Source organism: Enterobacter cloacae complex sp. SHL009, from assembly GCF_049237205.1.
GTDB classification, from domain to species: Bacteria; Pseudomonadota; Gammaproteobacteria; order Enterobacterales; family Enterobacteriaceae; genus Enterobacter; species Enterobacter cloacae_M.
Genome location: NZ_JBMKIW010000005.1, coordinates 134521 through 157463, shown reverse-complemented (window position 1 = coordinate 157463; position 22943 = coordinate 134521). Strand labels below are relative to the sequence as shown.

Here is a 22943-nt window from a genome sequence, read left to right as displayed (position 1 = left end):
ACCCAGGTTGCCGTTTTTTGTGTTTGCTCCCTCTCTCTGTGGGAGAGGGCAGGGGTGAGGGCATCAGGCCTCACCCTTTTTTTCACCTTACGCTTCCTGCTTTACCAGCTCAGCTTCTGCTTCCGCTTCCCGCGCGCCTTCATTCTGCGACAGCATTGCGGTTGCGATCCCATTCCCCAGCACGTTAATTGCGGAACGGCCCATATCCAGGAAGTGGTCGATCCCCATCAGCAGCAGAATCCCCGCCACCGGAATGTTAAAGCTCGGAATGGTTGCTGCCAGCACCACCAGTGAAGAACGCGGTACGCCCGCAATCCCTTTCGACGCCAGCATCAGAGTCAGCATCAGCACCGTCACTTCAGAGAAGCTCAGGTGAATGTTGTACGCCTGAGCGATAAACATCGAGGCGAAAGAGCAGTACACCATCGAACCCACCAGGTTGAAGGAGTAGCCAATCGGCAGAACGAAAGAGGCGATGTTGCGCGAGCAGCCAAAGCGCTCCAGCTGCTCCAGCGTTTTCGGGTAGGCGGCTTCAGAGCTGCTGGTGGTAAACGCCACCAGGACCGGGTCTTTCAGCATGCTGACCAGGCGAAACACCTCTTTTTTCAGCACCATGTAGCCCACGGCCAGCAGCACCATGCAGGTGAGAAGAATGGCAACATAGTAGCCGCCAATAAAGGAGGCGTAGTTCAGCAGAATGCCCAGACCCTGCGTGGCAATGACGGATGAAATCGCCGCGAAAATGGCCAGCGGAGCAACGTACATTACGTAACCCGTTACCTTCAGCATGATATGGGAAACCACATCCAGCGCGGCCACCAGCGGCGCGTTGAATTTTTGCCCCAGCGACGCGCCGCCGATGCCGAAGAACATCGAGAACACCACAATCTGCAGGATCTCATTGTTCGACATCGCCCCCGCGATACTGGTCGGAATGGTGTGCGACAGGAACGCTTTCAGCGTCATGCCGCCAACGGCCAGGCCGGTATCTACCGCTTCTGTCGGAACCGTCAGGTTCAGACCGCTTCCCGGATGCTCCAGCGTGACGATGAACAGGCCAACCAGAATTGAGAGCACGGATGAGCTGATAAACCACACCATCGCTTTGCCGCCAACGCGGCCAATGGTGGAGGTTTCGCCTAGCTTCATAATGCCGACGGTGAGCGTGCTGAAGACCAACGGTGCAATGACCATTTTGATCAGACGGAGGAAAATATCGGTCAGAAGGGTAATATTATCCGACCAGGCTTTGATGGCATCCGCAGATGCATACTCATGAATTGCTGCCCCTGAAAGAATACCCGCCAGCATGAATATCACGATGAAGAGTGTGAGTTTGTTTGCACTTGCCACGAAAAAAGACCCTCTATGCGCTTCAGATGTAGCCCGCATCGATACATATAAATTTTTTATTACGATGCGGGAAATTATTCGGCACATAAATTGACGCAAAGTGTAGGGGGATACAACTCCTTTTTAAGTTTTATTAATTTTGTTGTTAATGCGTCGACGATATATTGTGATCACTGTCACACTTTAATGGATATATTCTGCCCGGATAGAATAAAATTGCTGCCTGAAATAATTTAACTTTCTGTTATTTATAAGAAAAATGAGTCAATAAGACATATGCCTTATGCGTTAAGGGTCAGGTGGTCGAAGCGATATCCGTAAACTAAATTCTCAATAACCCCCTCAGAGGAACGTTAAGCGGGGCTAACATCTTGAACGACAAAAATAAAATGTGGCAAGGGAACGGAGACGTCTTCTGGAGGGTGGTAAATGAAAAGAAAACTCCTTTTGATCGGCGCAGGCACCTTACTGACTGCGACAATGGCCCATCAGGCGCTTGCCGTCACCAGCAGCGGCACTATAGGCGCGACGCTGACGCTGACAAACGGGTGTCTGATAAACGGATCGCCCGCGCAAAGTGGCATCAACTTCGGTACGCTCGATTTTGGTACCCATCCGGCAACCTTTTCCACGCTTACGACGCAGCTGAGCGGCGCCAGCGGCGGAAACACCTTCACCATTCAATGTACGACCGCCAGCTATACGGTCGCGATCACCGGTAATACCCACTCCACCGCGCCCGGCTCGGTTGTCGGTTCGCCGGGTACGCCTGAACGCTATCTGGTGAATACGGCCAACGCGGCACAGGGCGTGGCCTACAGCCTGTACAGCGACAGCGGGTTTAACACCGTGATTGCCAATAACGCCGCGCTGCCGATCGCGTCCACGGCAGGCGGGGTGGACAGTTACACCCTGTACGGACGGATTACCGGCGGCGGTAACAGCGTGACGGTCGTCCCAGGGACCTACACCGACACGATTAACGTCAGCGTCACCTACTAGTCCCGAACCGCCATGAAGGCATCTCTCACAGGTCTGCGCAAACGCGCAGAGGGACGCGTGCAGCCTTTTTTCGCGACGATCGTCGGATTGCTCATGATGCCCACGGCGGATGCGGTGACATCCCAGTCCTTTAAGGTCAGCGCGACGATTGTCCCGGGATGCGCGGTGGCCACCGGTAGCGGAGGGCTTCTCGGTACGCTGGATTTTGGCAGCCATAACGGCGTCGAGAGCGCGCCGGTCAGCACCAGCTTTGTGCCAAACGGGGCGTTGTCTATTGCCTGTACGCCAGGCGTGGCGCTGAGCATGAGCATTAATGGCGGTCAAAATTATTCATCCGTTCGTCGCATGAAGCGCGCGAATGGCGTCGATATGGTGCCATACCGGCTCTACAGCAGCAGCTCGCTGGCCGCGAACAGCGAAATTGGCGTCAACCAGGCGATAGCGGTGACCTATACCAACAGCAATAACATCGCGCTGCCGCTTTTTGGCGTGGCGCTACTGACCGGGTTTAGCCCGGCGGGAACCTATTCCGATCAGCTCACCGTGACCTTGTCATGGTAATAAAGGGAGAGTGTTGATGAAGCCATTTTTCAGACCGGTTTGTCTGGCGGGCGCGTTGGGAATGGCGGTTGCTGGCCAGGCGCAGGCGGCCGCCACCATCCTGCTCTGGCCCATCGATCCCTGGCTTGCAGCGGACGCCAACGCCACGGAACTGTGGATCCAGAACCAGGGAAACAGCGCCACGACGATGCAGGTCCGCATCGTGCGCTGGAAGCAGGAGGACGGACACGAGCGCTATACCGCGCAGCAGGACGTGGTCGCCAGCCCGCCCATCGTCACGATTGGCACAGGCAGCAAGCAGCTCATTCGCCTTATCAAACAGGCTACGGTTCCTGCAGGGGTCGAACAGGCCTATCGCATTATCGTCGATGAAATCCCCCAGCCAGATGCCAAAGCCGAACCCGCTATCGGCCTGAAATTGCAGATGCGTTACTCCATCCCTCTGTTCGTATATGGACAGGGGATCCCGACCATCAAAGAGGGGGCGCATCACGCGCTGGTGGAGACCCAAAACCTGAGCTGGCGGGTGACGCAGGCTGAGGGTAAGCCTGCGCTGGAGGTCAAAAATCGGGGGGATGTCCACGTCAGGCTGAGCCAGGTGGCGCTGGAGCAGGGAGGTCAGAAACGCACGGTGGCGGAGGGATTGCTGGGTTACGTCCTGCCGGGCAGCACCCGCAGCTGGCCTATACCCGCTGGCGTTCGTCAGCCAGAGCGGATGAGCGCGCAGATTAATGCCAGGGACGAACAATGGCAGTCGACGCCCGTCAACTGAAGCCGGCGATGATGATACTGCTATGCGTCAGTTCCGCAACACTGGCCGGGCCCGGCGACGACAGTTTACCGCCGCCTCCCCAGGCACAGGCGATAAATGATGAAGCGGTTTTCCAGCTGGCCATCGTGGTCAATCACTACGACACCGGCCTGGTCGTGCCCGTGACGCAGCGTAAAGGCGCTTTCTTTATCTCCAGCGCCGATTTGCTGCGCGCGGGGCTGCCCCCGGCGCACGTTCCCACCGGCGAGGTAAATCTCTCCTCGCTTGCTCAGGTTCGGGTGGAGTACGACAGCGCCGCGCAGCGCCTGCTGCTGACCGTTCCTCGCGACTGGGTGACGGCCCGCGTGACGCCTTTCAGCGCGCAAGCGGCGCAGGCCAAACCTCACTATGGGCGCGGGGCGCTGCTGAATTACGATCTCTACACCAACCACACGGAACATATCGGCGGCCAGGCATCGATCTGGCATGAGTTCCGCTACTTCAACGAAAACGGCTCGTTTTCCTCGACCGGTTACGCGCGGGAAAATTTCACCGGCAACGACGGCCAGCAGGAAGGGTATGTCCGCTATGACACGACCCTGCTGTTCACCAACGAAGATGACGCGATGAGCTGGAGCGCCGGGGACGTGATCAGCGATGCCCTGAGCTGGAGCTCCAGCGTGCGAATGGGGGGGATAAGCGTCGGGCGGGATTTCTCCCTGCGTCCTGACCTGGTGACATGGCCGCTGCCCGAGTTCGCGGGGGAAGCCGCGGTACCCACTTCGGTCGATCTCTTTATCAACGGCTATCGCTCCGGTTCAACCCAGCTTCAGCCGGGGCCTTTCACCCTGACCAATCTGCCCTATATCAACGGGGCCGGGGATGCGGTGCTGGTCACGACGGATGCGCTGGGGCGCCAGGTAAGCACCACGCTACCGTTTTACGTCACCAGCGACCTGCTTAAGCAAGGGCTGAGCGACGGCGCCGTGACGCTCGGCAGCCTGCGGCGTAATTACGGTATCAAGAATTTTGACTACGGTCCGGCAGCCGGCAGCGGCTCGTATCGCTACGGAATGACGGACTGGCTAACCCTCGAGGGCCACGCGGAAGGGGCGCAGGAGCTGGCGCTGGGCGGCGCGGGGACGGTGATAAAACTCGGTCAGTTTGGCGTGGTGAATACCTCTTACTCGCAAAGCCGCATGCGCGGTGATGCGGGCGGGCAAATCAACTGGGGTTACCAGTACAGTACCAGCGAGTTTAGCGTCGCCACCCAGCACACGCGTCGCGACCGCGGCTTTGGCAATCTCGCCCTTTACGACCAGCCGACGGTGTATGACGAAAACGATAAGCCCATCGCCAGCTTTAGCCGTAATACGGACCAGTATTCGCTGACCTTCAATCTGGGAGGGTACGGCAACATCGGTGCAGCCTGGATCGGCGTGGAGAGTTTTGATAGCCAAAAAACCGAGCTGCTTAATCTCTCCTGGAGCCGTAACCTGTGGGGGGCGAGCAGCATTTATCTGGCCGGCAGCCGGGATCGGCAGCGGGGAGACTGGACGGTCGCGCTGTCGCTGCAGGTGCCGCTGGGCGCACGCGACAGCGCTGCCGTCACCGTCGAAAACACTCCGGATGCAGGCAGTACCCAGCGCATTAACTACAACCACTCCATGCCTTCTGACGGTGGGTTCAGCTGGAACATGGCCTGGGCCAACCAGTCGAGATCCAGTGATTATCAACAGGGTACGCTGGGCTGGCGCAATAACAATATCGAGCTGCAGGGCGGCGGCTATGGCGAAAGGGATACCATGACCTGGTGGGGCGAGGCGATGGGCGCCGTTGTGCTTATGGACGGCGAGCTGTTCGCGGCGAATAAGATCAACGATGCGTTTGTGGTCATCAGTACCGACGGCCACCCTGACGTGCCCGTCAGCTATGAGAACCAGCCCGTAGGTAAAACCAATAACAACGGCTACCTGCTGGTGAGCGGGGTATCGGCGTATTACCCCGCAAGCTACCGGATTGATACTCTGAATCTGCCGGCGGATACCCGTCTGAAAGAGACCGAACGCCGGATCGCGATTCGGCGTCACAGCGGCTATCTGGTCGATTTCCCGATGGAGCAGGAGCGGGTGGCAAGCGTTATTCTGCATGACGCGCGCGGGAAGGCGTTGCCGGTGGGAAGCCAGGTTCGACGCGCCTCGCGCAGCAATGCGGTGGTGGGGTATGACGGCATCGCCTGGCTGGAAAATCTCAGCGATGTGAACCCGCTGGAGGTGATCGTACCTGACGGGAGGCGCTGCAAGACTACTCTGACCGTGGGGGCTAATCCGGAGCATAAGCTGAAAACCTACGGGCCGCTGATTTGCCGGGAGGCGCCATGACGCGCCTGCTGCTTTTGATCCTGCTGCTGTTTTCCGGCGGCGGTTGGGCGGCGTGTACTGTCAGCACGGTTAATGCGTCGTTTGGCAGCGTCACCTCGTTCGCGCTCAGCGGAACCGGGGAAGTTCAAACCACCGGCACGCTGGTGGTGGCCTGCGATGCCGTGCTGAATCTGCTCACCAGCGACTCGGTAACGCTGACCTACACCGCGGCATCGGTTTCGGGCAGCAGCCGCGCCACGATGAAACGCACGGATAATGCGGCCATCACCGACGTCATCCCCACCCGGCTGTGCGGGTTATCAGGATGCGCGAGCAGCAGCGAGGTACAGATTAGTAAATCGTATACCTGGAGCGGGAATACCCTGCTGGGGTTGCTGGGGTCAAAGCAGTACAACATTCCGCTCTATTTCCGCACCGTCGCCGGGCAAAACGTGACTGCCGGGCCATATCAGGTGCAGTTAACCTTCAGCATTAACTACAGCGTCTGCTCCGTGGGCGCGCTTGGCGTTTGCACAATCAATCAGACGGGAACCGCGACAACCACCATCCTGCTCGATATGACCGTCACCAACGACTGCAGCGCCATGACAACGCCAGATGTGAACTTCAACAGCGCGCCGCTGGTGCAAAGTTTCCCCACCGTCTCGCAGGCGATTGCCGTCACCTGTACCAAAGGAAGTTCGTATACCATCGGCATTAATAACGGCGCCAACGCGCTGAACAACGTGCGGCGGATGGTGAGCGGCAGCAACGCCATGAGCTACGACATCTATAAGGAAGCCACCGGTAACCGCTGGGGCGGCAGCGGCAGCGAGCGCTGGTCCAGCGCGGTATCGTCCCAGGTCAGTACCGACGGTTTACTGCGCACCTACAACTACACCGCTAAAGTCCTGACCAATCAGGCCACGCCGCCCGCCGGAACCTACACCGACACGCTGATTGTCGACGTGGCGTTTTAACCCCGCGCTTTTCCCTTTCGCAAATGTAAAGTTCCTGTGGGCTGTGCCGATAACACCGTTAATAAATCTATGAGAAGGTGTTGTATGTTGAACCGTATCCGCGTTGTCACAATGCTCATGATGGTGCTGGTCATTTTCGCACTTCTTCAGCTCATCTCCGGCGGGCTTTTTTTCTCGTCATTAAAACAGAACCAGGACAGCTTCGCGGCCTCGAACGATCTCCGCCTGCAGCAGAGTGAACTCACGTCGACGTGGGATCTGATGCTGCAAACGCGCATCAACCTGAGCCGCTCGTCCGCGCGCATGATGATGGACCCGAACAATCAGCAGAGCAGCGCGAAAACCGATCTGTTGAAAAATGCCCGTGCCACCCTCGCTGATGCCGCTAAACATTACGACGCCTTTAAAAAGATTACCCCACAGCCTGCAATGGAGCAGGTGAGCCAGAACATTGACGAAAAATACAACGCCTATCATGCCGGTCTGGCAGAGCTGATTCAGTTCCTGGAGAGCGGCAATATGGACGCCTATTTCGCGCAGCCGACGCAGGGGATGCAAAACGCACTCGGCGCGGCGCTGGGGGAATACGCGAAGGCCAGCGGCGATCTCTATCACTCGGCCTTTACGGAAAGCCAGAATGACTACCGCTTTGCGAAATGGCAGATGGCCGTGATGGCGCTGGCGCTGGTTATTGTGCTGGTTGCGGTCTGGTACGGCATTCGCCATATCCTGCTAAACCCTCTCGGCCGCGTCATTGCCCATATTCGTGAAATCGCCGGCGGTGACCTGACCAAAACGCTGACCGTCTCCGGGCGCAATGAGATCACCGAGTTGGCAAACAGCGTTGACCATATGCAGCGTTCGTTAATCGAAACCGTCGCCAACGTGCGCAACGGGTCGGAGGCTATCTATACCGGCACCAGCGAAATTGCGATGGGGAATAACGATCTCTCATCCCGAACCGAGCAGCAGGCTTCCGCCCTGGAAGAGACGGCCGCCAGCATGGAGCAGCTCACCGCGACCGTGAAGCAGAACGCCGATAACGCCCGCCAGGCGTCTCAGCTGGCAGAAAGCGCCTCCGAGACGGCGCAGCGCGGCGGACGCGTGGTGGATGGCGTGGTGAAAACCATGCACGAAATCGCAGACAGCTCGAAGAAAATCGCCGACATCATCAGCGTCATCGACGGCATTGCCTTCCAGACCAACATTCTGGCGCTGAACGCCGCCGTGGAAGCGGCGCGCGCGGGCGAACAGGGGCGCGGGTTTGCCGTGGTGGCCGGGGAAGTACGCAACCTGGCCAGCCGCAGCGCCAACGCAGCAAAAGAGATCAAGTCCCTGATTGAAGATTCCGTCTCCCGCGTGGATACCGGCTCCGTGCTGGTGGAAAGCGCCGGGGAGACCATGAATGACATCGTGAATGCCGTTACCCGCGTGACGGACATCATGGGTGAAATCGCCTCTGCGTCCGATGAGCAGAGTCGTGGTATCGACCAGGTTGCCCTGGCGGTATCGGAAATGGATCGCGTGACACAGCAAAACGCCGCGCTGGTGCAGGAGTCCGCTGCGGCGGCCGCTGCTCTGGAAGACCAGGCGAGCCGTCTGAAGATGGCCGTCTCGGCGTTTCGTCTCGCTTCACTCGCTGGAAACTCGGTCACCCCGCAGGCGACGTATCGCGCGCCAGCCGCTGAATCGGCTGCAAACCGTACGCGCACCGCGACGACCGGACAAGATGAAAACTGGGAAACATTTTGACTGACAATTAAACCGCGGCTGCTTGCCGCTTGATGGGAGCGTGGATGTTAAATCGTATTCGTATCTCGACCACACTGTTTTTGATTCTGATCCTTTGCGGTGTGTTGCAGGTTGGCAGTAACGGGTTGTCTTTTTGGGCGTTTCGCGATGGCTATCAGAATTTGCAGGAAGTTGAGGCGAGTAATCAGCAGCGCTCCGCACTGGCACAAACGCGTGCTGTGCTGTTGCAGGCAAGCACTGCGCTGAACAAGGCGGGAACCTTAACCGCGCTGAGTTATCCGCCGGATGACATTAAAGCGCTGATGGCGACCGCGCGCGACAGCCTGAAGCAGGCTGACGCACAGTTTAAAGCCTTTACGGCGCAGGCCGCCGACAGCGAGAAAGAGAAAGCGCTGAAGGCCGCCATGAAGACGAACTTTGAACAGTGGTATAGCGATCTGGACCACCAGGCGACGTGGCTTGAGAACAACCAGCTGTCGGACTTTATGACCGCACCGGTCCAGGCGTCTCAGGCAGCGTTTGACGGCAGCTTTAACGCCTGGCAGCAGGATATTAACCAGTCTGTACAGCGTGCCGGTGACCAGAGCCGTCAAAGCTATCACATGTCGGGCGTCATCTTCGCCGTGGTGGTGATTCTGGCAGGGTTGCTGACCGGCGGGGCGCTGCTCTGGTCGCGCAGAATGATTGTGCAGCCGCTGGCGATTATCAGCAGCCACTTCGACAGCATTGCGAAAGGCGACCTGGCGCGTCCTGTGGCGGTGTTCGGTAAAAACGAAATTTCGGCGATCTTTGCCAGCCTGAAGGCGATGCAGGGATCGCTGCGGGAAACGGTGAGCGACGTGCGGCAGGGCAGCTATGCCATGCACACCGGGATCTCTGAGATTGCGGCGGGGAACAACGATCTCTCGTCCCGCACCGAGCAGCAGGCGGCCTCGCTGGCGCAGACGGCGGCCAGCATGGAGCAGTTGACCGCGACGGTAGGCCAGAACGCCGATAACGCGCGTCAGGCGTCTGACCTGTCAAAACAGGCGGCGATGACGGCGAAGAAAGGCGGGGACCAGGCGTCCCATGTCGCCAGCACCATGCAGGAGATTGCCACCAGCTCGCAGAAAATTGGCGACATCATCAGCGTGATTGACGGTATCGCGTTCCAGACCAACATTCTGGCCCTGAATGCCGCCGTGGAAGCGGCGCGCGCCGGTGAGCAAGGGCGTGGATTTGCGGTGGTGGCGGGGGAAGTGCGTAACCTGGCGAGCCGCAGCGCCAACGCGGCAAAAGAAATTAAGGTCCTGATCGAAGAGTCGGTCTCGCGCGTTCAGCAGGGCTCAACGCTGGTGGATACGGCGGCGAAAACCATGCACGAGATCGTCACCTCCGTGACGCGGGTGAACGACATCATGGGCGAAATTGCCTCGGCGTCGGACGAACAGCGCCGCGGCATTGAGCAGGTTGCCCAGGCCGTCAGCCAGATGGATCAGGTGACGCAACAGAACGCCTCGTTAGTTGAGGAAGCGGCAGCGGCAACCGACCAACTGGCAAGCCAGGCGGATCGTCTGACCGGACTGGTCGCGGTATTTAATGTCAAAGAGCACGTTGAAGCAGTAACAGAAGTCGGGCGGTCGCAGGCCGTGCCAGTTGTATCCTGAATGTAATTAAGAAGGCGCTATGACATCACCAATGCCCCCTGGGCAAACGTCATTATTGTTGCAGATGACACAGCGCCTCGCGCTGTCCGACGCGCATTTTCGTCGGATATGTCAGTTAATCTACCAGCGTGCGGGGATCGTGCTTGCGGATCATAAGCGGGACATGGTCTACAACCGTCTGGTGCGGCGCTTGCGTACGCTGGGTCTGGATGATTTTGGCCGCTATCTGAGCATGCTCGAGGCGAACCAGAACAGCGCCGAGTGGCAGGCTTTTATTAACTCGTTAACCACCAACCTGACGGCGTTTTTCCGTGAAGCTCACCACTTCCCGGTTCTGGCCGAGCATGCGCGCCGTCGCACCGGGGAGTATCGCGTCTGGAGTGCGGCCGCCTCGACGGGTGAAGAGCCGTACTCGCTGGCGATCACCCTTGCCGATACGCTGGGAATGGCGCCGGGACGCTGGAAGGTCTACGCCAGCGATATCGATACTGAAGTGCTGGAGAAGGCGCGTAACGGCGTTTATCGCCAGGATGAACTGAAAACGCTGTCGCCGCAGCAGCTGCAGCGTTATTTCATGCGCGGGACGGGCCCGCATGAAGGCCTGGTGCGCGTGCGCCAGGAGCTGGCGAACTGCGTCGAATTCGCGCCCGTTAACCTGCTGGATAAGCAGTACAACGTGCCGGGGCCGTTCGACGCCATTTTTTGCCGTAACGTCATGATCTATTTTGATAAAACGACGCAACAGGACATTCTGCGTCGGTTTGTTCCGTTGCTCAAGCCTGACGGTTTACTGTTTGCCGGGCACTCGGAAAACTTCAGCAACCTCGTGCGTGAGTTTAGCCTGCGTGGGCAAACGGTATATGCGCTGAGTAAGGAAAAAGCATGAGTAAAATCAGGGTGTTGTCTGTCGATGATTCAGCGCTGATGCGTCAGATCATGACTGAAATTATCAATAGCCACAGCGACATGGAGATGGTGGCAACCGCGCCCGATCCGCTAGTAGCGCGGGATTTAATTAAAAAATATAACCCCGATGTGCTAACGCTGGATGTCGAGATGCCGCGCATGGATGGCATCGATTTCCTCGAAAAATTAATGCGGCTGCGGCCTATGCCGGTGGTGATGGTCTCCTCCCTGACCGGGAAAGGATCGGAGATCACCCTGCGCGCGCTGGAGCTGGGGGCGGTGGATTTTGTCACCAAACCGCAGCTCGGCATACGCGAAGGGATGCTGGCCTACAGCGAAATGATCGCCGAGAAGATCCGCACCGCGTCGCGTGCGAAGCTTGCTGCCCATACGCCATTGGCCGCGCCTGCGACCCTGAAGGCCGGTCCCTTACTCAGCTCGGAAAAACTGCTGGTCATTGGGGCGTCAACCGGAGGAACAGAGGCAATTCGTCATGTACTCCAGCCATTGCCGCTTTCAAGTCCGGGTATTCTGATCACTCAGCATATGCCGCCAGGCTTTACCCGTTCGTTCGCCGAACGCCTGAACAAGCTGTGCCAGATCAGCGTGAAGGAGGCGGAAGACGGCGAGCGCGTGCTCCCGGGACATGCCTATATCGCCCCGGGCGACAAGCATATGGAGCTGGCGCGCAGCGGCGCTAACTATCAAATCAAAATTCATGACGGACCGCCGGTCAACCGGCACCGTCCGTCGGTGGATGTGCTGTTTCATTCGGTGGCGAAACATGCGGGGCGCAACGCCGTTGGGGTGATCCTGACGGGGATGGGCAACGATGGTGCCGCCGGAATGCTTGCAATGCACCAGGCTGGCGCCTGGACGATTGCGCAGAATGAAGCAAGTTGTGTGGTGTTCGGCATGCCGCGCGAGGCCATCAATATGGGTGGCGTGAGCGAAGTGGTCGATCTTAGCCAGGTAAGCCAGCAGATGCTGGCGAAAATCAGTGCCGGACAGGCAATACGTATTTGACTCAGGAGTATTATTTTATGGCGGATAAAGAGCTTAAGTTTTTGGTTGTGGATGACTTTTCCACCATGCGTCGCATCGTGCGCAACCTGCTGAAAGAGCTGGGCTTCAACAACGTTGAAGAAGCAGAAGACGGCGTTGATGCGCTGAACAAACTGCAGGCTGGCGGATTTGGTTTTGTTATCTCCGACTGGAACATGCCTAACATGGACGGTCTGGAACTGCTGAAAACCATTCGTGCCGATGCGGGAATGGCGTCTATGCCGGTTCTGATGGTTACTGCAGAAGCGAAAAAAGAGAACATCATTGCCGCTGCACAGGCGGGCGCAAGCGGCTATGTGGTGAAGCCATTCACCGCGGCAACCCTGGAAGAGAAGCTCGGTAAGATCTTCGAGAAACTCGGCATGTGAGGTGATGGAAATGTTGCAACCTGCTATGAAACCCGTTGAAGAACACTCGCCGAGCGATATCATCGTCCGCATCGGCAGCCTGACGCGCATGCTGCGCGACAGCCTGCGCGAGCTGGGTCTGGATCAGGCGATTGCCGAAGCGGCGGAAGCCATTCCTGATGCCCGCGATCGTCTGGACTATGTTGTGCAGATGACCGCTCAGGCCGCGGAACGTGCGCTGAACAGCGTTGAAGCGTCACAGCCGCACCAGGATGCGATGGAAAAGGGGGCGAAAGCGCTGAGCAAACGCTGGGACGAGTGGTTTGAGAATCCTATCGAGCTGGCGGATGCCCGCGAGCTGGTGACGGATACCCGTCAGTACCTGGGTGATGTGCCGGGCCACACCAGTTTCACCAACGCCCAGCTGCTGGACATCATGATGGCGCAAGATTTCCAGGACCTCACCGGTCAGGTGATCAAGCGCATGATGGATGTTATCCAGGAGATTGAGCGTCAGCTGCTGATGGTTCTGCTGGAGAACATTCCGGAACCGGCAGCCCGTCCAAAACGCGAGAACGAAAGCCTGCTCAATGGTCCACAGCTCGACGCCAGCAAAGCGGGCGTTGTGGCAAGCCAGGATCAGGTAGACGACCTGCTGGACAGCCTCGGTTTCTAATTGATCTGATTACCCTCAGGCTGCGGCGTCAACCTGAGGGTATTTCGGTTAGCGGAGATTCATCTTCACTGTCACGTTACCTTCAAAGCGGCCCGGGACAGGGGGGATATCAGTCGTGCCGACCGGTGCAGCCTGAATTTTGACCCTACCGTTTCCCTGTCCGTCCATCATTACAGGAAATTCATAAGTACCATCCAGCGCGACGTTCTGACTGTTTTCATCATATATACGCACCCCGAGATCGTCCCTGTCCAGAAGTTTTGCAATGTACGGCATACTGCTATCTACAACGCCCTGATCTGCAGTGAGCGTAAGCTTTATCCGGTCCGAGTTTCCCACTGCGTTATCATCACAGTGATAGGTAATATCAACGTTTTTGAGGGCATAGCGTTTTGGCGGTTGCCCCTTGATGACGAATTGCTTGCTGACAATGCTGCCGAACTCAACCTCAATGGTGCTGCCTTCATTGATGGTGCAGCTTAGCGGCGCAGATAGCGTGCCGCTAAACCAGATATCAGAGACCTGTTCTGCCTGCCCAGGATCGCAGCTTGCCCCCGTACCGAAATAGAGACAGGCATAGTTTTGCGCGACGATCGTCGAAGGGATCACCTCTTGACCCAGGATGGGTTTTTTAACGTGAAGCATGATCGCAACGACGTTCCAGCGGAAGTTGCGCTTTATTGCAGCGGCATTGCTCGGCTGGGTGCCATTACTGCAGACGTTAGCATCTCCCTCCGTTTTGGCGAGCGCATTCTCGGTAGTGCTACGCATATTTCCCCTGGACGTCGGGTATTCATTGACAGGTAACGGGGTCAAAGAAGTGCCGTCCGGAGAATTAATGGCATCAGCGTAGGCGGTGATATCGGCATCGATTTTTTCAGTCAGGTAGCCGTATCCGTTTGTTCCAGAATTCAACGGACTCCCGGCAAACGTTTTTTCATAGACCATGCTCGAAGAAAACATATTTCCGGGGCAGGTGCAGTTGGCAACTATAGCCGGGCCATCTCCCACCAGATGATTTGGCACATCATAGTCATGATTGGCAATATTTTCGCTGGCCGAAAACTCATGGTCGAACGAAGTGGTGTAGGCTTGCGGCGCACCGAAGCAGTTATGCAGTAAAGTCACGGCTCCCCCGCACGGGCTGGTTGTGGCCAGACTCAAGGCCGCGGTCAATGACGCCCAGACAGCCAGTTTCTTGAATATAGTTCTCATGTGCTTATTCCTGCTGACAAAGCTCACTAACCGAGCGAATACCGTTAGGGCTTTCGGTTTGGTTGGCTGACTGTTGCGTAATGCTGGCGTGGCATTGCTGGCCCGTACCATTGCCCCATTTCACGGTGAGCTGTGCGGTCTCTCCAATCCCTGCCAGATAGACGGTGCCGGTTTCGTCGACAATGCCGCTCATCACCGGGGCGCTAGAGGTCGCGATGGCACCGAACGGAACGGAGAGACCGTTTGGACGTTTCAGGGTGACCAGCATCCGATAGCCTGTGTGGGCGTCAAATCTGGCCAGCACCGCCGCGTTGCGCGATGGAATGACGGTGATAGCGGTATCGCTGCTGTCTACATTTTCCGGGAGGCTCGAGGTATCAATACGAATATTGTTCTCCTGGTAGGGCGTGAGGGATGGAATGACTGCATTACCATGCCAGTCGGTCTGAATACCCCGTTGGTTCATAAAACGAACGCCGGAAGCGTCGTTGGCGTTCACGATAGCAAACTGGCTACCTAAAGATTGAGCCAGCGTGACGCCACGAGGATGGGCAACAATACCGCCGCTAATGCCGTAGTTAAGCTGCTGAGAGTCATCAGTGGAAGCGTAATACCCGGCGGTCAGGTTGGCGTATTGCGAACGGTAGCTGCCATATACGCTACTGGTATCTTCCCCGTCGTGGTTGGAATGGCTCTGCTGCAACGAGTAGCTCAGACGCTCGTCGTCCAGCAGTGTGCCGCTGAGCCCCACGTTTTGCCGCGTATAGCCATTTTTTGTATTGCTGATGTTATAGCTACTCCAGGCGCGCGGCAGCCATCTGGTGAGCGGAATGCTAAATCCCAAAGACACCATCCTGTCAGACTCTTCGTCATTGGTTTTGCTGTACGAATAGGCCATGTGATAACTCGTTCCGGCAACAACGGTATTGAAGCCAACCGACAGGCTGCGCTCTTTTTTAGAGGTGCTCCAATAATCCTGCTGATAACCGTTAAGATACAGACTCACCCCTGCAATGGCCTGGCTAACGCTGGCCTGAATGCGGTTGCGTTTATTGTAACGAAACAGTAGATCGTCTTCGTGGCCGTCACGCTTTTGGTTGGCGTCGGCAAAGCTGTAATACCCGCGGCTGGTGTATCGGTAGCTGCCGAGGCTGAAGTTGGTGTTGGTCGAATCTAGTTTACCGGTATAAAGCAGGCGCCATGACTGGCCAGTATGCTGGCTGTTATCGTCAAGTCGGGTGTCGGCCATGGTAACGTCAGCTGACATTGAGCCCAGCGGTCCAAGCGCCAGACCGGCACCGGTATTGGCAGCGTTATAGTCTTTCGAGAGCGTCATTCCTCCAAACCAGGTGAGAAGGTTATTTAAACCGTAAATGATGCTTCCCTGCAAAAAGTCGGGTTCCTTTTGGTCGCTCCCGCTGTCAGCACGATAACGGCCTGCTGTAATTTCGTATTTAATACGCCCAGGCCGCAGCATAACCGCGATACTGGAGTAGGGCTGCGTAAAGTGATGCTCGGTGCCGTCAGCCTCTTTTACCGTAACGTCAAGATCGCCGCTGTTGGTCGTGGAGTAGAGATCATCGATCTCGAACGCTCCAGGCGCGACATTTTGCTGATAGATGAGATAGCCATTCTGGCGCACCGAGACTTCAGCATTTGAACTGGCGATGCCCCGTATAACAGGGGCATAACCGCGCTGGCTATAGGGAAGCATCTCTTCATCCGACGCAAGGTTAACGCCCCGGTATTGTAAGCTATCAAATACCTCGCCTCGCGTGTTGCTCTCTCCGGTCGTGAACTGCGCCCTGAGGGTGTCTACATCATGCTGCAGGAAGGTATTGATGTTTTCCCACTGGTTTTCACTATCTGAATTGCTCCACGTTGAATAGTTGCGCACTCGCCAGCCACCCAGGTTGGCGCCGGTGCGCAAATTCAGATACTGACTGGTGGCGCTGCTGTCGCCGCTGTCCTTATTTTTTGATCCTGAAAAAGCGTAGTCACTGAACAACACGGGTACACCGTCGTCCCATCGGGAGGGATCGATATAATCGTAACAGGTACCATTTAACGCGGCCTGAGGAATACTCAACGCTAATGTCATGGTTGAAAAATCAAGCCGCGCGGAGGCCTGGGGGATATAGTTGCCTATATCTTTTGCCAAAGCCTTATTGGCGGGTAATGTAAGCAAGGCGGGATACCGATCGATAGCAATCCCCCATGCCCGCAGCATATCCGGTGTGAGCTGCGGTATCAGAGACCCTTCTGAAGAGCTGACGTAAGCGATATTGGTGGTGCTCAGGCGGTGCTCGTTCACCTGCACTCTTGAAGAATAGGTGCCGGGCAACTGGGCATTCGACTTTGAAAAGAGTGAAAGGTCGATATCCTGCTGAGCCAGCATATTCCCCTCAAGCGATGAGGGAGAGAAACGATACTCACGAGCAAGCGTCGAGATGCTCGCCATGAGTAAGACACCGCCAAGGCAGCGAAAAAGCGGATTCGGTCTAAAGAACCGCCCGTATGACAAATCATTACGTCCTGTCATCATCGCGGTCTTTTAATCCTGAGCTAGTGAGGTGGTGTATTTTTCGGAAGCATTGCCGTAATCGGTGATGCAGCGCCAGGTGACGTTCGTACCCTGAGCATTGTCAGGGAGAAGAATGTCAATGCGGGATTTAGGGGCAACCATGTCGGCCTTCACCACTTTGTAGGTGCCCAACGTAAGTGAATCAAAGACGCTGTAGAATGCCCCCGCATTGACGACAGTAAGCTGCTGACCATTACGAGCAAAGCGTAGATTTTTGCAGGATTCAGATGGTGTACCGCTGAGTCCGACGGGACGCCAGAACAGTTTCAGACGCGTTCTATAAATTAACCGTAAGACGTTTTTACCATCCTCATCTGCAGCCGTACCGGGAACAGTTCGTACGTTCATATAGAACAGTGACTCTTTATCGTCTGCTGGTGCTGTCCCGTTCCAGGTAATGCGCAGGCTTTGCTCTTTTTGCGGATCGAGTCGAAAGAGAGGTGGTGTGACGATAAACGGTCCGCGCGTTTTCCCATCACTTGTTTCCGTCCATGACTGTATTAACCAGGGAAGCTCTTTATCTTTATTTTGTAAGGGCAGGGCAACTTCCTTCTTCGTGGCATCGTAGATTATGCGTGTGCGCCCTATCTGAACACCTGCTGCGTGACAAACGGTGCTCGTAATGACAGGAATACATAATAAGACCTGGAGTGATATACGCATGGTGAAACCTTCAATAAAGGAGGTTGAGGGGAAATGATAATAGTCCGAATTCGGGTTCGGACTATTATCAGAGCATGACTCCTTAAACGTCATGATGCCATATATATATATTCTGAATGTCAATAGTGAATTTATTAACGGTAAAGAATATTTATAGTCATATCAGCATCTGCCGGACCGGCGGTCACTGTGGATGCAAACGATTTATAGCGGGCATTAAAGTCAGCCTTAATCGTATCTGAGGGTTTTGTCGCAAGCTCGATATAGACTTGCTCTTCAGCGCCGTCCATGGTGATGAGTTGATCATTTTTACCCGCCTGGCTGACGGCAACGCCGACACCAGTGGCCGCGGTTTCACCCGTGGTGGTAATTTTACTGACGTCCAGTAGCGTATTGGTTCCGGTCAGGGTTGTTGGGCCGTTAAAGGTCAACTGTACAGCCGGAAGCCCATCGCTTTTTAACGGGCAGTTCGCCAGCGTAATAGAGAACGGCATAAGTGCGGTTTCCGTACCAACATCCGTAAACAATGATATTGGATAGGTACCCAGTGGAATTGTACTGTCCGTGCCATCGTCACCCTGAATGGTGCAACTTGATTCGATAATTTCGCCTGTGAAGTGGATCGTGCCGGCATTCATTTCTGCGGCGAAACCATTCATCGAGACTGTTGCAAAGACTACGCTCGAAATAATATTCTTTTTGAACTTCATCTTAATTGTCCCTTTAAGTAAAAAGAAATATCTGGCATACATTTTGCTTTTTTATGAAAAGTAAATTATGTCGCGTGAAATTATAACGTTTAATTTTCTTCCGTTAAGTGTGTTACAGGACTAATGTTATATAGATGAATCCATTTTTGGATTAAGCATGTTAGTGGTTTACATAATACCTGTTACTCTGAATTCTTCAATTTACATAGTTATATCAATTCTGCAATGCCAGATGATTAAATTCGACGGCTATGTTGGTTTTCTTCAGTAATGTTCTTAGCATAAATCTTCTTTGAAACTGCGCTTAATTCATTTTTTATACGAAAACATCATAAAAGCTCGACTATATTTGTTCGATCATTGCTCACTCTCCTTTCGTCACCCAACGTGCGGAGGGGGGTAAACTCGAAAAGAAGACCCGGTTATAGGGTTTTTTCAACCCATTGATGAAAGACTGCGCTGGCATGATACCCGTGACGTAATGGGCTGAGCATGCACTGTGGCAGAAGAGAACGACGACAAAACGGAAGCCCCCACACCCCACCGGCTAGAAAAAGCGCGTGAGGAAGGGCAGATCCCCCGATCCCGAGAATTAACTTCCCTGCTGATCCTTATCGTAGGGGTGTGCATTATCTGGTGGGGCGGGGAGTCGCTCGCCCGAAAGCTGGCGGGAATGTTGTCCACCGGCTTACGTTTTGACCACAGCATGGTCAACGATCCGAATCTGATCCTCAGCCAGATTATTCAGCTTATTAAGGGGGCCATGATCGCGCTGTTGCCCCTGATTACCGGGGTTGTGCTGGTCGCGCTGGTCTCTCCGGTGATGCTCGGCGGTCTGGTTTTCAGTGCCAAATCGCTGCAACCGAAATTTTCCAAACTGAACCCGCTGCCGGGTATTGCGAAAATGTTCTCTGCGCAGACCGGGGCTGAGCTGCTCAAAGCCGTCCTCAAATCGGTGCTGATGGGCAGTTCCGCAGGCTTTTACCTCTGGTACCACTGGCCAGAAATGATGCGTCTTATCAGCGAATCGCCTCTCACCGCGATGAGCAACGCGCTGAATCTGGTCGGGCTCTGCGCGCTGCTTGTGGTGCTCAGCATTATCCCGATGGTGGGTTTTGACGTGATCTTCCAGCTTTATACCCACTTCAAAAAGCTGCGCATGTCGCGTCAGGATATCCGTGACGAATATAAGCAGATGGAAGGTGACCCGCACGTAAAAGGGCGTATCCGCCAGATGCAGCGTGCCGCCGCCCGTCGCCGCATGATGGACGATGTGCCGAAGGCCGACGTCATTGTTACCAACCCAACGCACTATTCCGTTGCGCTGCGCTATGACGAAAACAAAATGAGCGCGCCGAAAGTCGTTGCGAAAGGGGCGGGGCTGATCGCACTCCGTATCAGGGAAATTGGTACTGAAAACCGCGTGCCGATCCTGGAAGCCCCTCCGCTGGCGCGTGCCCTGTACCGCCATGCGGATATTGGACAACAGATCCCGGGACAACTCTACGCCGCCGTGGCGGAAGTGCTGGCCTGGGTGTGGCAGTTGAAGCGCTGGCGTCTGGCTGGCGGTCAGCGGCCTGTAAAACCTGAAAACCTTCCGGTGCCTGCCGCGCTGGATTTTATGAACGAGAAGGACACTGATGGCTAATCTGGTGGCAATGTTGCGCCTGCCCGGCAACCTGAAATCGACCCAATGGCAAATCCTTGCCGGGCCGATTCTGATCCTGCTAATTCTTTCGATGATGGTACTGCCGCTCCCGGCGTTCATCCTCGATCTGCTTTTCACTTTCAATATTGCGCTGTCCATTATGGTGCTGCTGGTGGCGATGTTCACCCAGCGTACCCTGGAGTTTGCCGCGTTCCCGACCATTCTGCTGTTTACCACCTTGCTCCGACTGGCGCTGAACGTAGCGTCCACGCGTATCATCCTGATGGAAGGTCACACTGGTGCGGCAGCGGCAGGTAAAGTGGTTGAAGCGTTCGGCCACTTCCTGGTGGGCGGCAATTTCGCTATCGGTATCGTGGTGTTCGTTATCCTCGTTATTATCAACTTTATGGTTATCACCAAAGGTGCAGGGCGTATTGCGGAAGTGGGCGCGCGTTTTGTGCTGGACGGGATGCCGGGCAAACAGATGGCGATCGATGCCGACCTGAATGCCGGTCTTATCGCCGAAGATGAAGCCAAAAAACGCCGTTCGGAAGTGACGCAGGAGGCGGACTTCTACGGCTCCATGGACGGTGCGAGCAAGTTTGTGCGCGGTGACGCCATCGCGGGCATTCTGATCATGGTGATTAACGTGGTCGGCGGCCTGCTGGTGGGGGTATTGCAGCACGGGATGGACATGGGCCACGCGGCGGAAAGCTATACGCTGCTGACCATTGGTGACGGTCTGGTCGCGCAGATCCCGGCGCTGGTTATCTCTACTGCGGCGGGTGTGATTGTGACCCGCGTGAGTACCGATCAGGACGTTGGCGAGCAGATGGTGGGCCAGCTGTTCAGCAACCCGCGCGTGATGCTGCTGGCCGCTGCCGTTCTGGGTTTGCTCGGTCTGGTGCCGGGGATGCCAAACCTCGTCTTCCTGCTGTTTACGGCGGGTCTGCTGGGGCTTGCCTGGTGGATGCGCGGTCGTGAAACCAAACCGGCAGCGGAGCCTGTTCAGGTAAAAATGCCGGAGAATACCCAGGCCGTCGAAGCGACCTGGAACGACGTTCAGCTGGAAGATTCCCTGGGAATGGAAGTGGGCTATCGCCTGATTCCGATGGTCGATTTCCAGCAGGATGGCGAGCTGCTTGGCCGTATCCGCAGTATCCGTAAAAAATTCGCCCAGGATATGGGCTTCCTGCCGCCGGTTGTTCACATCCGCGACAATATGGACCTGCCGCCCGCGCGCTATCGCATTCTGATGAAAGGTGTCGAAATTGGCAGCGGTGATGCCTATCCGGGCCGCTGGCTGGCGATTAACCCGGGCACCGCCGCAGGCACGCTTCCGGGCGAGCAAACTATCGACCCGGCCTTTGGCCTGGCCGCTATCTGGATTGAAAGTGCCCTGAAAGAGCAGGCGCAAATCCAGGGGTATACGGTTGTTGAAGCCAGTACCGTGGTGGCGACCCATCTTAATCACCTGATTGGGCAATTCTCGGCAGAGCTGTTTGGCCGTCAGGAGGCGCAGCAGCTGCTGGACCGCGTCACGCAGGAGATGCCGAAGCTGACGGAAGATCTGGTCCCGGGCGTGGTGACCTTAACCACGCTGCACAAGGTGCTGCAAAACCTGCTTGAAGAGAAAGTGCCGATCCGCGATATGCGCACTATTCTGGAAACCCTTGCCGAGCATGCGCCGATACAAAACGATCCGCACGAGCTGACGGCGGTGGTACGCGTGGCGCTGGGTCGTGCGATCACCCAGCAGTGGTTCCCGGGAACCGGAGAAGTGCAGGTTATTGGCCTCGATACGCCGCTTGAACGTCTGCTGCTGCAGGCCCTGCAGGGCGGGGGCGGCCTGGAGCCGGGGCTGGCGGACCGTCTGCTGGCGCAAACGCAGGAGGCGCTGGCGCGCCAGGAGATGCTGGGCGCACCGCCGGTGCTGCTGGTTAACCATGCGCTGCGTCCGCTGCTGTCGCGTTTCCTGCGTCGTAGTCTGAATCAGCTGGTCGTGCTGTCGAATATGGAGCTGTCGGATAACCGTCATATCCGCATGACCGCGACGATTGGAGGAAAATAATGCGTAAATGGCTCTGGATTTTGCTCTTCCCGCTGGCGGCGCACGCTGCCGGGGAGGGCACATGGCAGGCAAGCAGCATGGGGGTGACCCTCAGCAACCGGGGCGTCGCCATGTCATCTAACCCGCTGGCGCCTGCTGAAGGCGTTTCCGGTCAGATGGGTCTTGTGGTCTGGAATTACCGGCTGATTGGCCCAACGCCCGCAGGGCTGCGGGTGCGCCTTTGTTCTCAGACTCGCTGCACGGAAATCGACGGCGAAAATGGCACGACGCAGGCATTCAACGGCGTACCGGCTATTGAACCTTTGCGTTTCATCTGGGAAGTGCCGGGTGGGGGACGTTTAATCCCGGCGCTGAAAGTGCAGAGTAATTCTGTCATCGTGAACTATCGCTAACACCCTGCCTTTTCACCAGCCATCAGGCCATTCTGATGGCTGGCTCTCAAAACTGACCTCTCCTTTTGATCAAATAGAAACGCTGTTTTATAAATCAGTGACGCGCGTGACCCTACTCTTTGTATTTTTGCCATGCACCCTCTCAGGAGTGGCAGAAACAGAAAGGTATCAACAGGTCGATGCATTTACTGTAGCCGTATAAAAGCTCCCGGACGAAGCGTGCTTGCAGGGAGTCTCCTGAAACTGATTAGGGTTGACGGC

The 22943-nt window shown here is 56.2% G+C and carries 19 protein-coding genes; 14 read left to right on the top strand and 5 right to left on the bottom strand.

Features of this window, described 5'->3' with window-relative positions:
* Nucleotides 1-87 precede the first annotated feature (87 nt).
* Nucleotides 88-1353, bottom strand: coding sequence for a dicarboxylate/amino acid:cation symporter (locus tag ACOTZC_RS13715; protein WP_033145875.1), 1266 nt, complete (start codon nt 1351-1353; stop codon nt 88-90).
* 429 nt (nt 1354-1782) lie between these two features.
* Here ACOTZC_RS13715 and ACOTZC_RS13710 point away from each other — a divergent pair, with 429 nt between their 5' ends.
* From ACOTZC_RS13710 to cheZ, 11 genes are all read left to right on the top strand, one after another.
* A complete protein-coding gene (locus ACOTZC_RS13710) occupies nt 1783-2355 on the top strand; it encodes a Csu type fimbrial protein (protein ID WP_045404424.1) in 573 nt (190 codons plus the stop codon).
* A 12-nt stretch (nt 2356-2367) separates the two neighbouring features.
* Nucleotides 2368-2916 (top strand): Csu type fimbrial protein, encoded by a 549-nt coding sequence (locus tag ACOTZC_RS13705; RefSeq protein ID WP_047173228.1) that lies wholly within the window; start codon nt 2368-2370, stop codon nt 2914-2916.
* Nucleotides 2917-2932: 16 nt separating this feature from the next.
* Nucleotides 2933-3688 carry a fimbrial biogenesis chaperone gene (locus tag ACOTZC_RS13700; protein WP_109845183.1) on the top strand — a complete coding sequence of 252 codons (756 nt, stop codon included), beginning with the start codon at nt 2933-2935 and terminating at the stop codon, nt 3686-3688.
* Complete coding sequence (locus tag ACOTZC_RS13695) at nt 3664-6048, top strand: fimbria/pilus outer membrane usher protein (RefSeq protein WP_421635823.1); 2385 nt, start codon at nt 3664-3666, stop codon at nt 6046-6048. Before ACOTZC_RS13700 ends, ACOTZC_RS13695 begins: the two co-directional genes overlap by 25 nt.
* Complete coding sequence (locus tag ACOTZC_RS13690; protein ID WP_032658592.1) at nt 6045-7007, top strand: Csu type fimbrial protein; 963 nt, start codon at nt 6045-6047, stop codon at nt 7005-7007. Before ACOTZC_RS13695 ends, ACOTZC_RS13690 begins: the two co-directional genes overlap by 4 nt.
* Nucleotides 7008-7091: 84 nt before the next feature.
* The gene (gene tar / locus ACOTZC_RS13685) at nt 7092-8759 is read left to right on the top strand and encodes a methyl-accepting chemotaxis protein II (RefSeq protein ID WP_023312255.1); all 1668 of its coding nucleotides are present in this window, start codon (nt 7092-7094) and stop codon (nt 8757-8759) included.
* A gap of 44 nt (nt 8760-8803) precedes the next feature.
* Nucleotides 8804-10405: a methyl-accepting chemotaxis protein IV gene (gene tap / locus ACOTZC_RS13680; RefSeq protein WP_023312254.1), complete on the top strand. Its 1602-nt coding sequence runs from the start codon at nt 8804-8806 to the stop codon at nt 10403-10405.
* A gap of 19 nt (nt 10406-10424) precedes the next feature.
* Nucleotides 10425-11291: a protein-glutamate O-methyltransferase CheR gene (gene cheR / locus ACOTZC_RS13675; RefSeq protein WP_008500429.1), complete on the top strand. Its 867-nt coding sequence runs from the start codon at nt 10425-10427 to the stop codon at nt 11289-11291.
* A complete protein-coding gene (locus ACOTZC_RS13670; protein WP_023312252.1) occupies nt 11288-12337 on the top strand; it encodes a protein-glutamate methylesterase/protein-glutamine glutaminase in 1050 nt (349 codons plus the stop codon). Before cheR ends, ACOTZC_RS13670 begins: the two co-directional genes overlap by 4 nt.
* Before the next feature lie 17 nt (nt 12338-12354).
* Nucleotides 12355-12744, top strand: coding sequence for a chemotaxis response regulator CheY (gene cheY, locus ACOTZC_RS13665; RefSeq protein ID WP_008500431.1), 390 nt, complete (start codon nt 12355-12357; stop codon nt 12742-12744).
* A gap of 10 nt (nt 12745-12754) precedes the next feature.
* The gene (cheZ, locus tag ACOTZC_RS13660) at nt 12755-13399 is read left to right on the top strand and encodes a protein phosphatase CheZ (protein ID WP_023312251.1); all 645 of its coding nucleotides are present in this window, start codon (nt 12755-12757) and stop codon (nt 13397-13399) included.
* 48 nt (nt 13400-13447) lie between these two features.
* On the opposite strand, the gene ACOTZC_RS13655 is transcribed toward cheZ, so the two are convergent.
* From ACOTZC_RS13655 to ACOTZC_RS13640, 4 genes are all read right to left on the bottom strand, one after another.
* Complete coding sequence (locus ACOTZC_RS13655; protein ID WP_047634886.1) at nt 13448-14614, bottom strand: fimbrial protein; 1167 nt, start codon at nt 14612-14614, stop codon at nt 13448-13450.
* Nucleotides 14615-14618: 4 nt separating this feature from the next.
* Entirely contained in the window at nt 14619-17159 is a 2541-nt protein-coding gene (locus ACOTZC_RS13650; protein ID WP_421635822.1) for a fimbria/pilus outer membrane usher protein, read from the bottom strand.
* A 9-nt stretch (nt 17160-17168) separates the two neighbouring features.
* A complete protein-coding gene (locus ACOTZC_RS13645) occupies nt 17169-17861 on the bottom strand; it encodes a molecular chaperone (protein ID WP_421635821.1) in 693 nt (230 codons plus the stop codon).
* A 134-nt stretch (nt 17862-17995) separates the two neighbouring features.
* On the bottom strand, nt 17996-18571 hold the full coding sequence (locus ACOTZC_RS13640; protein ID WP_045404445.1) for a fimbrial protein: 576 nt from the start codon (nt 18569-18571) through the stop codon (nt 17996-17998).
* 499 nt (nt 18572-19070) lie between these two features.
* On the opposite strand from ACOTZC_RS13640, the gene flhB reads away from it, so the two are divergent.
* Genes flhB through flhE form a run of 3 tightly spaced genes read left to right on the top strand, consistent with a single transcriptional unit; the run spans nt 19071 to nt 22682 of the window.
* Nucleotides 19071-20219, top strand: coding sequence for a flagellar biosynthesis protein FlhB (flhB, locus tag ACOTZC_RS13635; RefSeq protein ID WP_248196348.1), 1149 nt, complete (start codon nt 19071-19073; stop codon nt 20217-20219).
* The gene (gene flhA / locus ACOTZC_RS13630) at nt 20212-22290 is read left to right on the top strand and encodes a flagellar biosynthesis protein FlhA (RefSeq protein ID WP_023312249.1); all 2079 of its coding nucleotides are present in this window, start codon (nt 20212-20214) and stop codon (nt 22288-22290) included. Before flhB ends, flhA begins: the two co-directional genes overlap by 8 nt.
* Entirely contained in the window at nt 22290-22682 is a 393-nt protein-coding gene (flhE, locus tag ACOTZC_RS13625; RefSeq protein WP_045404450.1) for a flagellar protein FlhE, read from the top strand. Before flhA ends, flhE begins: the two co-directional genes overlap by 1 nt.
* The last annotated feature ends 261 nt before the right edge of the window (nt 22683-22943 follow it).

What these genes read in the sequence shown, in the direction of transcription:
- flhA (WP_023312249.1), top strand. Translation starts at nt 20,212, where the DNA reads ATGGCTAATCTGGTGGCAATGTTGCGCCTGCCCGGCAACCTGAAATCG.
- ACOTZC_RS13640 (WP_045404445.1), bottom strand. Translation starts at nt 18,571, where the DNA reads ATGAAGTTCAAAAAGAATATTATTTCGAGCGTAGTCTTTGCAACAGTC.
- ACOTZC_RS13695 (WP_421635823.1), top strand. Translation starts at nt 3,664, where the DNA reads ATGGCAGTCGACGCCCGTCAACTGAAGCCGGCGATGATGATACTGCTA.
- ACOTZC_RS13705 (WP_047173228.1), top strand. Translation starts at nt 2,368, where the DNA reads ATGAAGGCATCTCTCACAGGTCTGCGCAAACGCGCAGAGGGACGCGTG.
- tap (WP_023312254.1), top strand. Translation starts at nt 8,804, where the DNA reads ATGTTAAATCGTATTCGTATCTCGACCACACTGTTTTTGATTCTGATC.
- ACOTZC_RS13670 (WP_023312252.1), top strand. Translation starts at nt 11,288, where the DNA reads ATGAGTAAAATCAGGGTGTTGTCTGTCGATGATTCAGCGCTGATGCGT.
- ACOTZC_RS13650 (WP_421635822.1), bottom strand. Translation starts at nt 17,159, where the DNA reads ATGATGACAGGACGTAATGATTTGTCATACGGGCGGTTCTTTAGACCG.
- cheR (WP_008500429.1), top strand. Translation starts at nt 10,425, where the DNA reads ATGACATCACCAATGCCCCCTGGGCAAACGTCATTATTGTTGCAGATG.
- tar (WP_023312255.1), top strand. Translation starts at nt 7,092, where the DNA reads ATGTTGAACCGTATCCGCGTTGTCACAATGCTCATGATGGTGCTGGTC.
- cheZ (WP_023312251.1), top strand. Translation starts at nt 12,755, where the DNA reads ATGTTGCAACCTGCTATGAAACCCGTTGAAGAACACTCGCCGAGCGAT.
- ACOTZC_RS13710 (WP_045404424.1), top strand. Translation starts at nt 1,783, where the DNA reads ATGAAAAGAAAACTCCTTTTGATCGGCGCAGGCACCTTACTGACTGCG.
- ACOTZC_RS13645 (WP_421635821.1), bottom strand. Translation starts at nt 17,861, where the DNA reads ATGCGTATATCACTCCAGGTCTTATTATGTATTCCTGTCATTACGAGC.
- ACOTZC_RS13655 (WP_047634886.1), bottom strand. Translation starts at nt 14,614, where the DNA reads ATGAGAACTATATTCAAGAAACTGGCTGTCTGGGCGTCATTGACCGCG.
- ACOTZC_RS13700 (WP_109845183.1), top strand. Translation starts at nt 2,933, where the DNA reads ATGAAGCCATTTTTCAGACCGGTTTGTCTGGCGGGCGCGTTGGGAATG.
- cheY (WP_008500431.1), top strand. Translation starts at nt 12,355, where the DNA reads ATGGCGGATAAAGAGCTTAAGTTTTTGGTTGTGGATGACTTTTCCACC.
- ACOTZC_RS13690 (WP_032658592.1), top strand. Translation starts at nt 6,045, where the DNA reads ATGACGCGCCTGCTGCTTTTGATCCTGCTGCTGTTTTCCGGCGGCGGT.
- flhE (WP_045404450.1), top strand. Translation starts at nt 22,290, where the DNA reads ATGCGTAAATGGCTCTGGATTTTGCTCTTCCCGCTGGCGGCGCACGCT.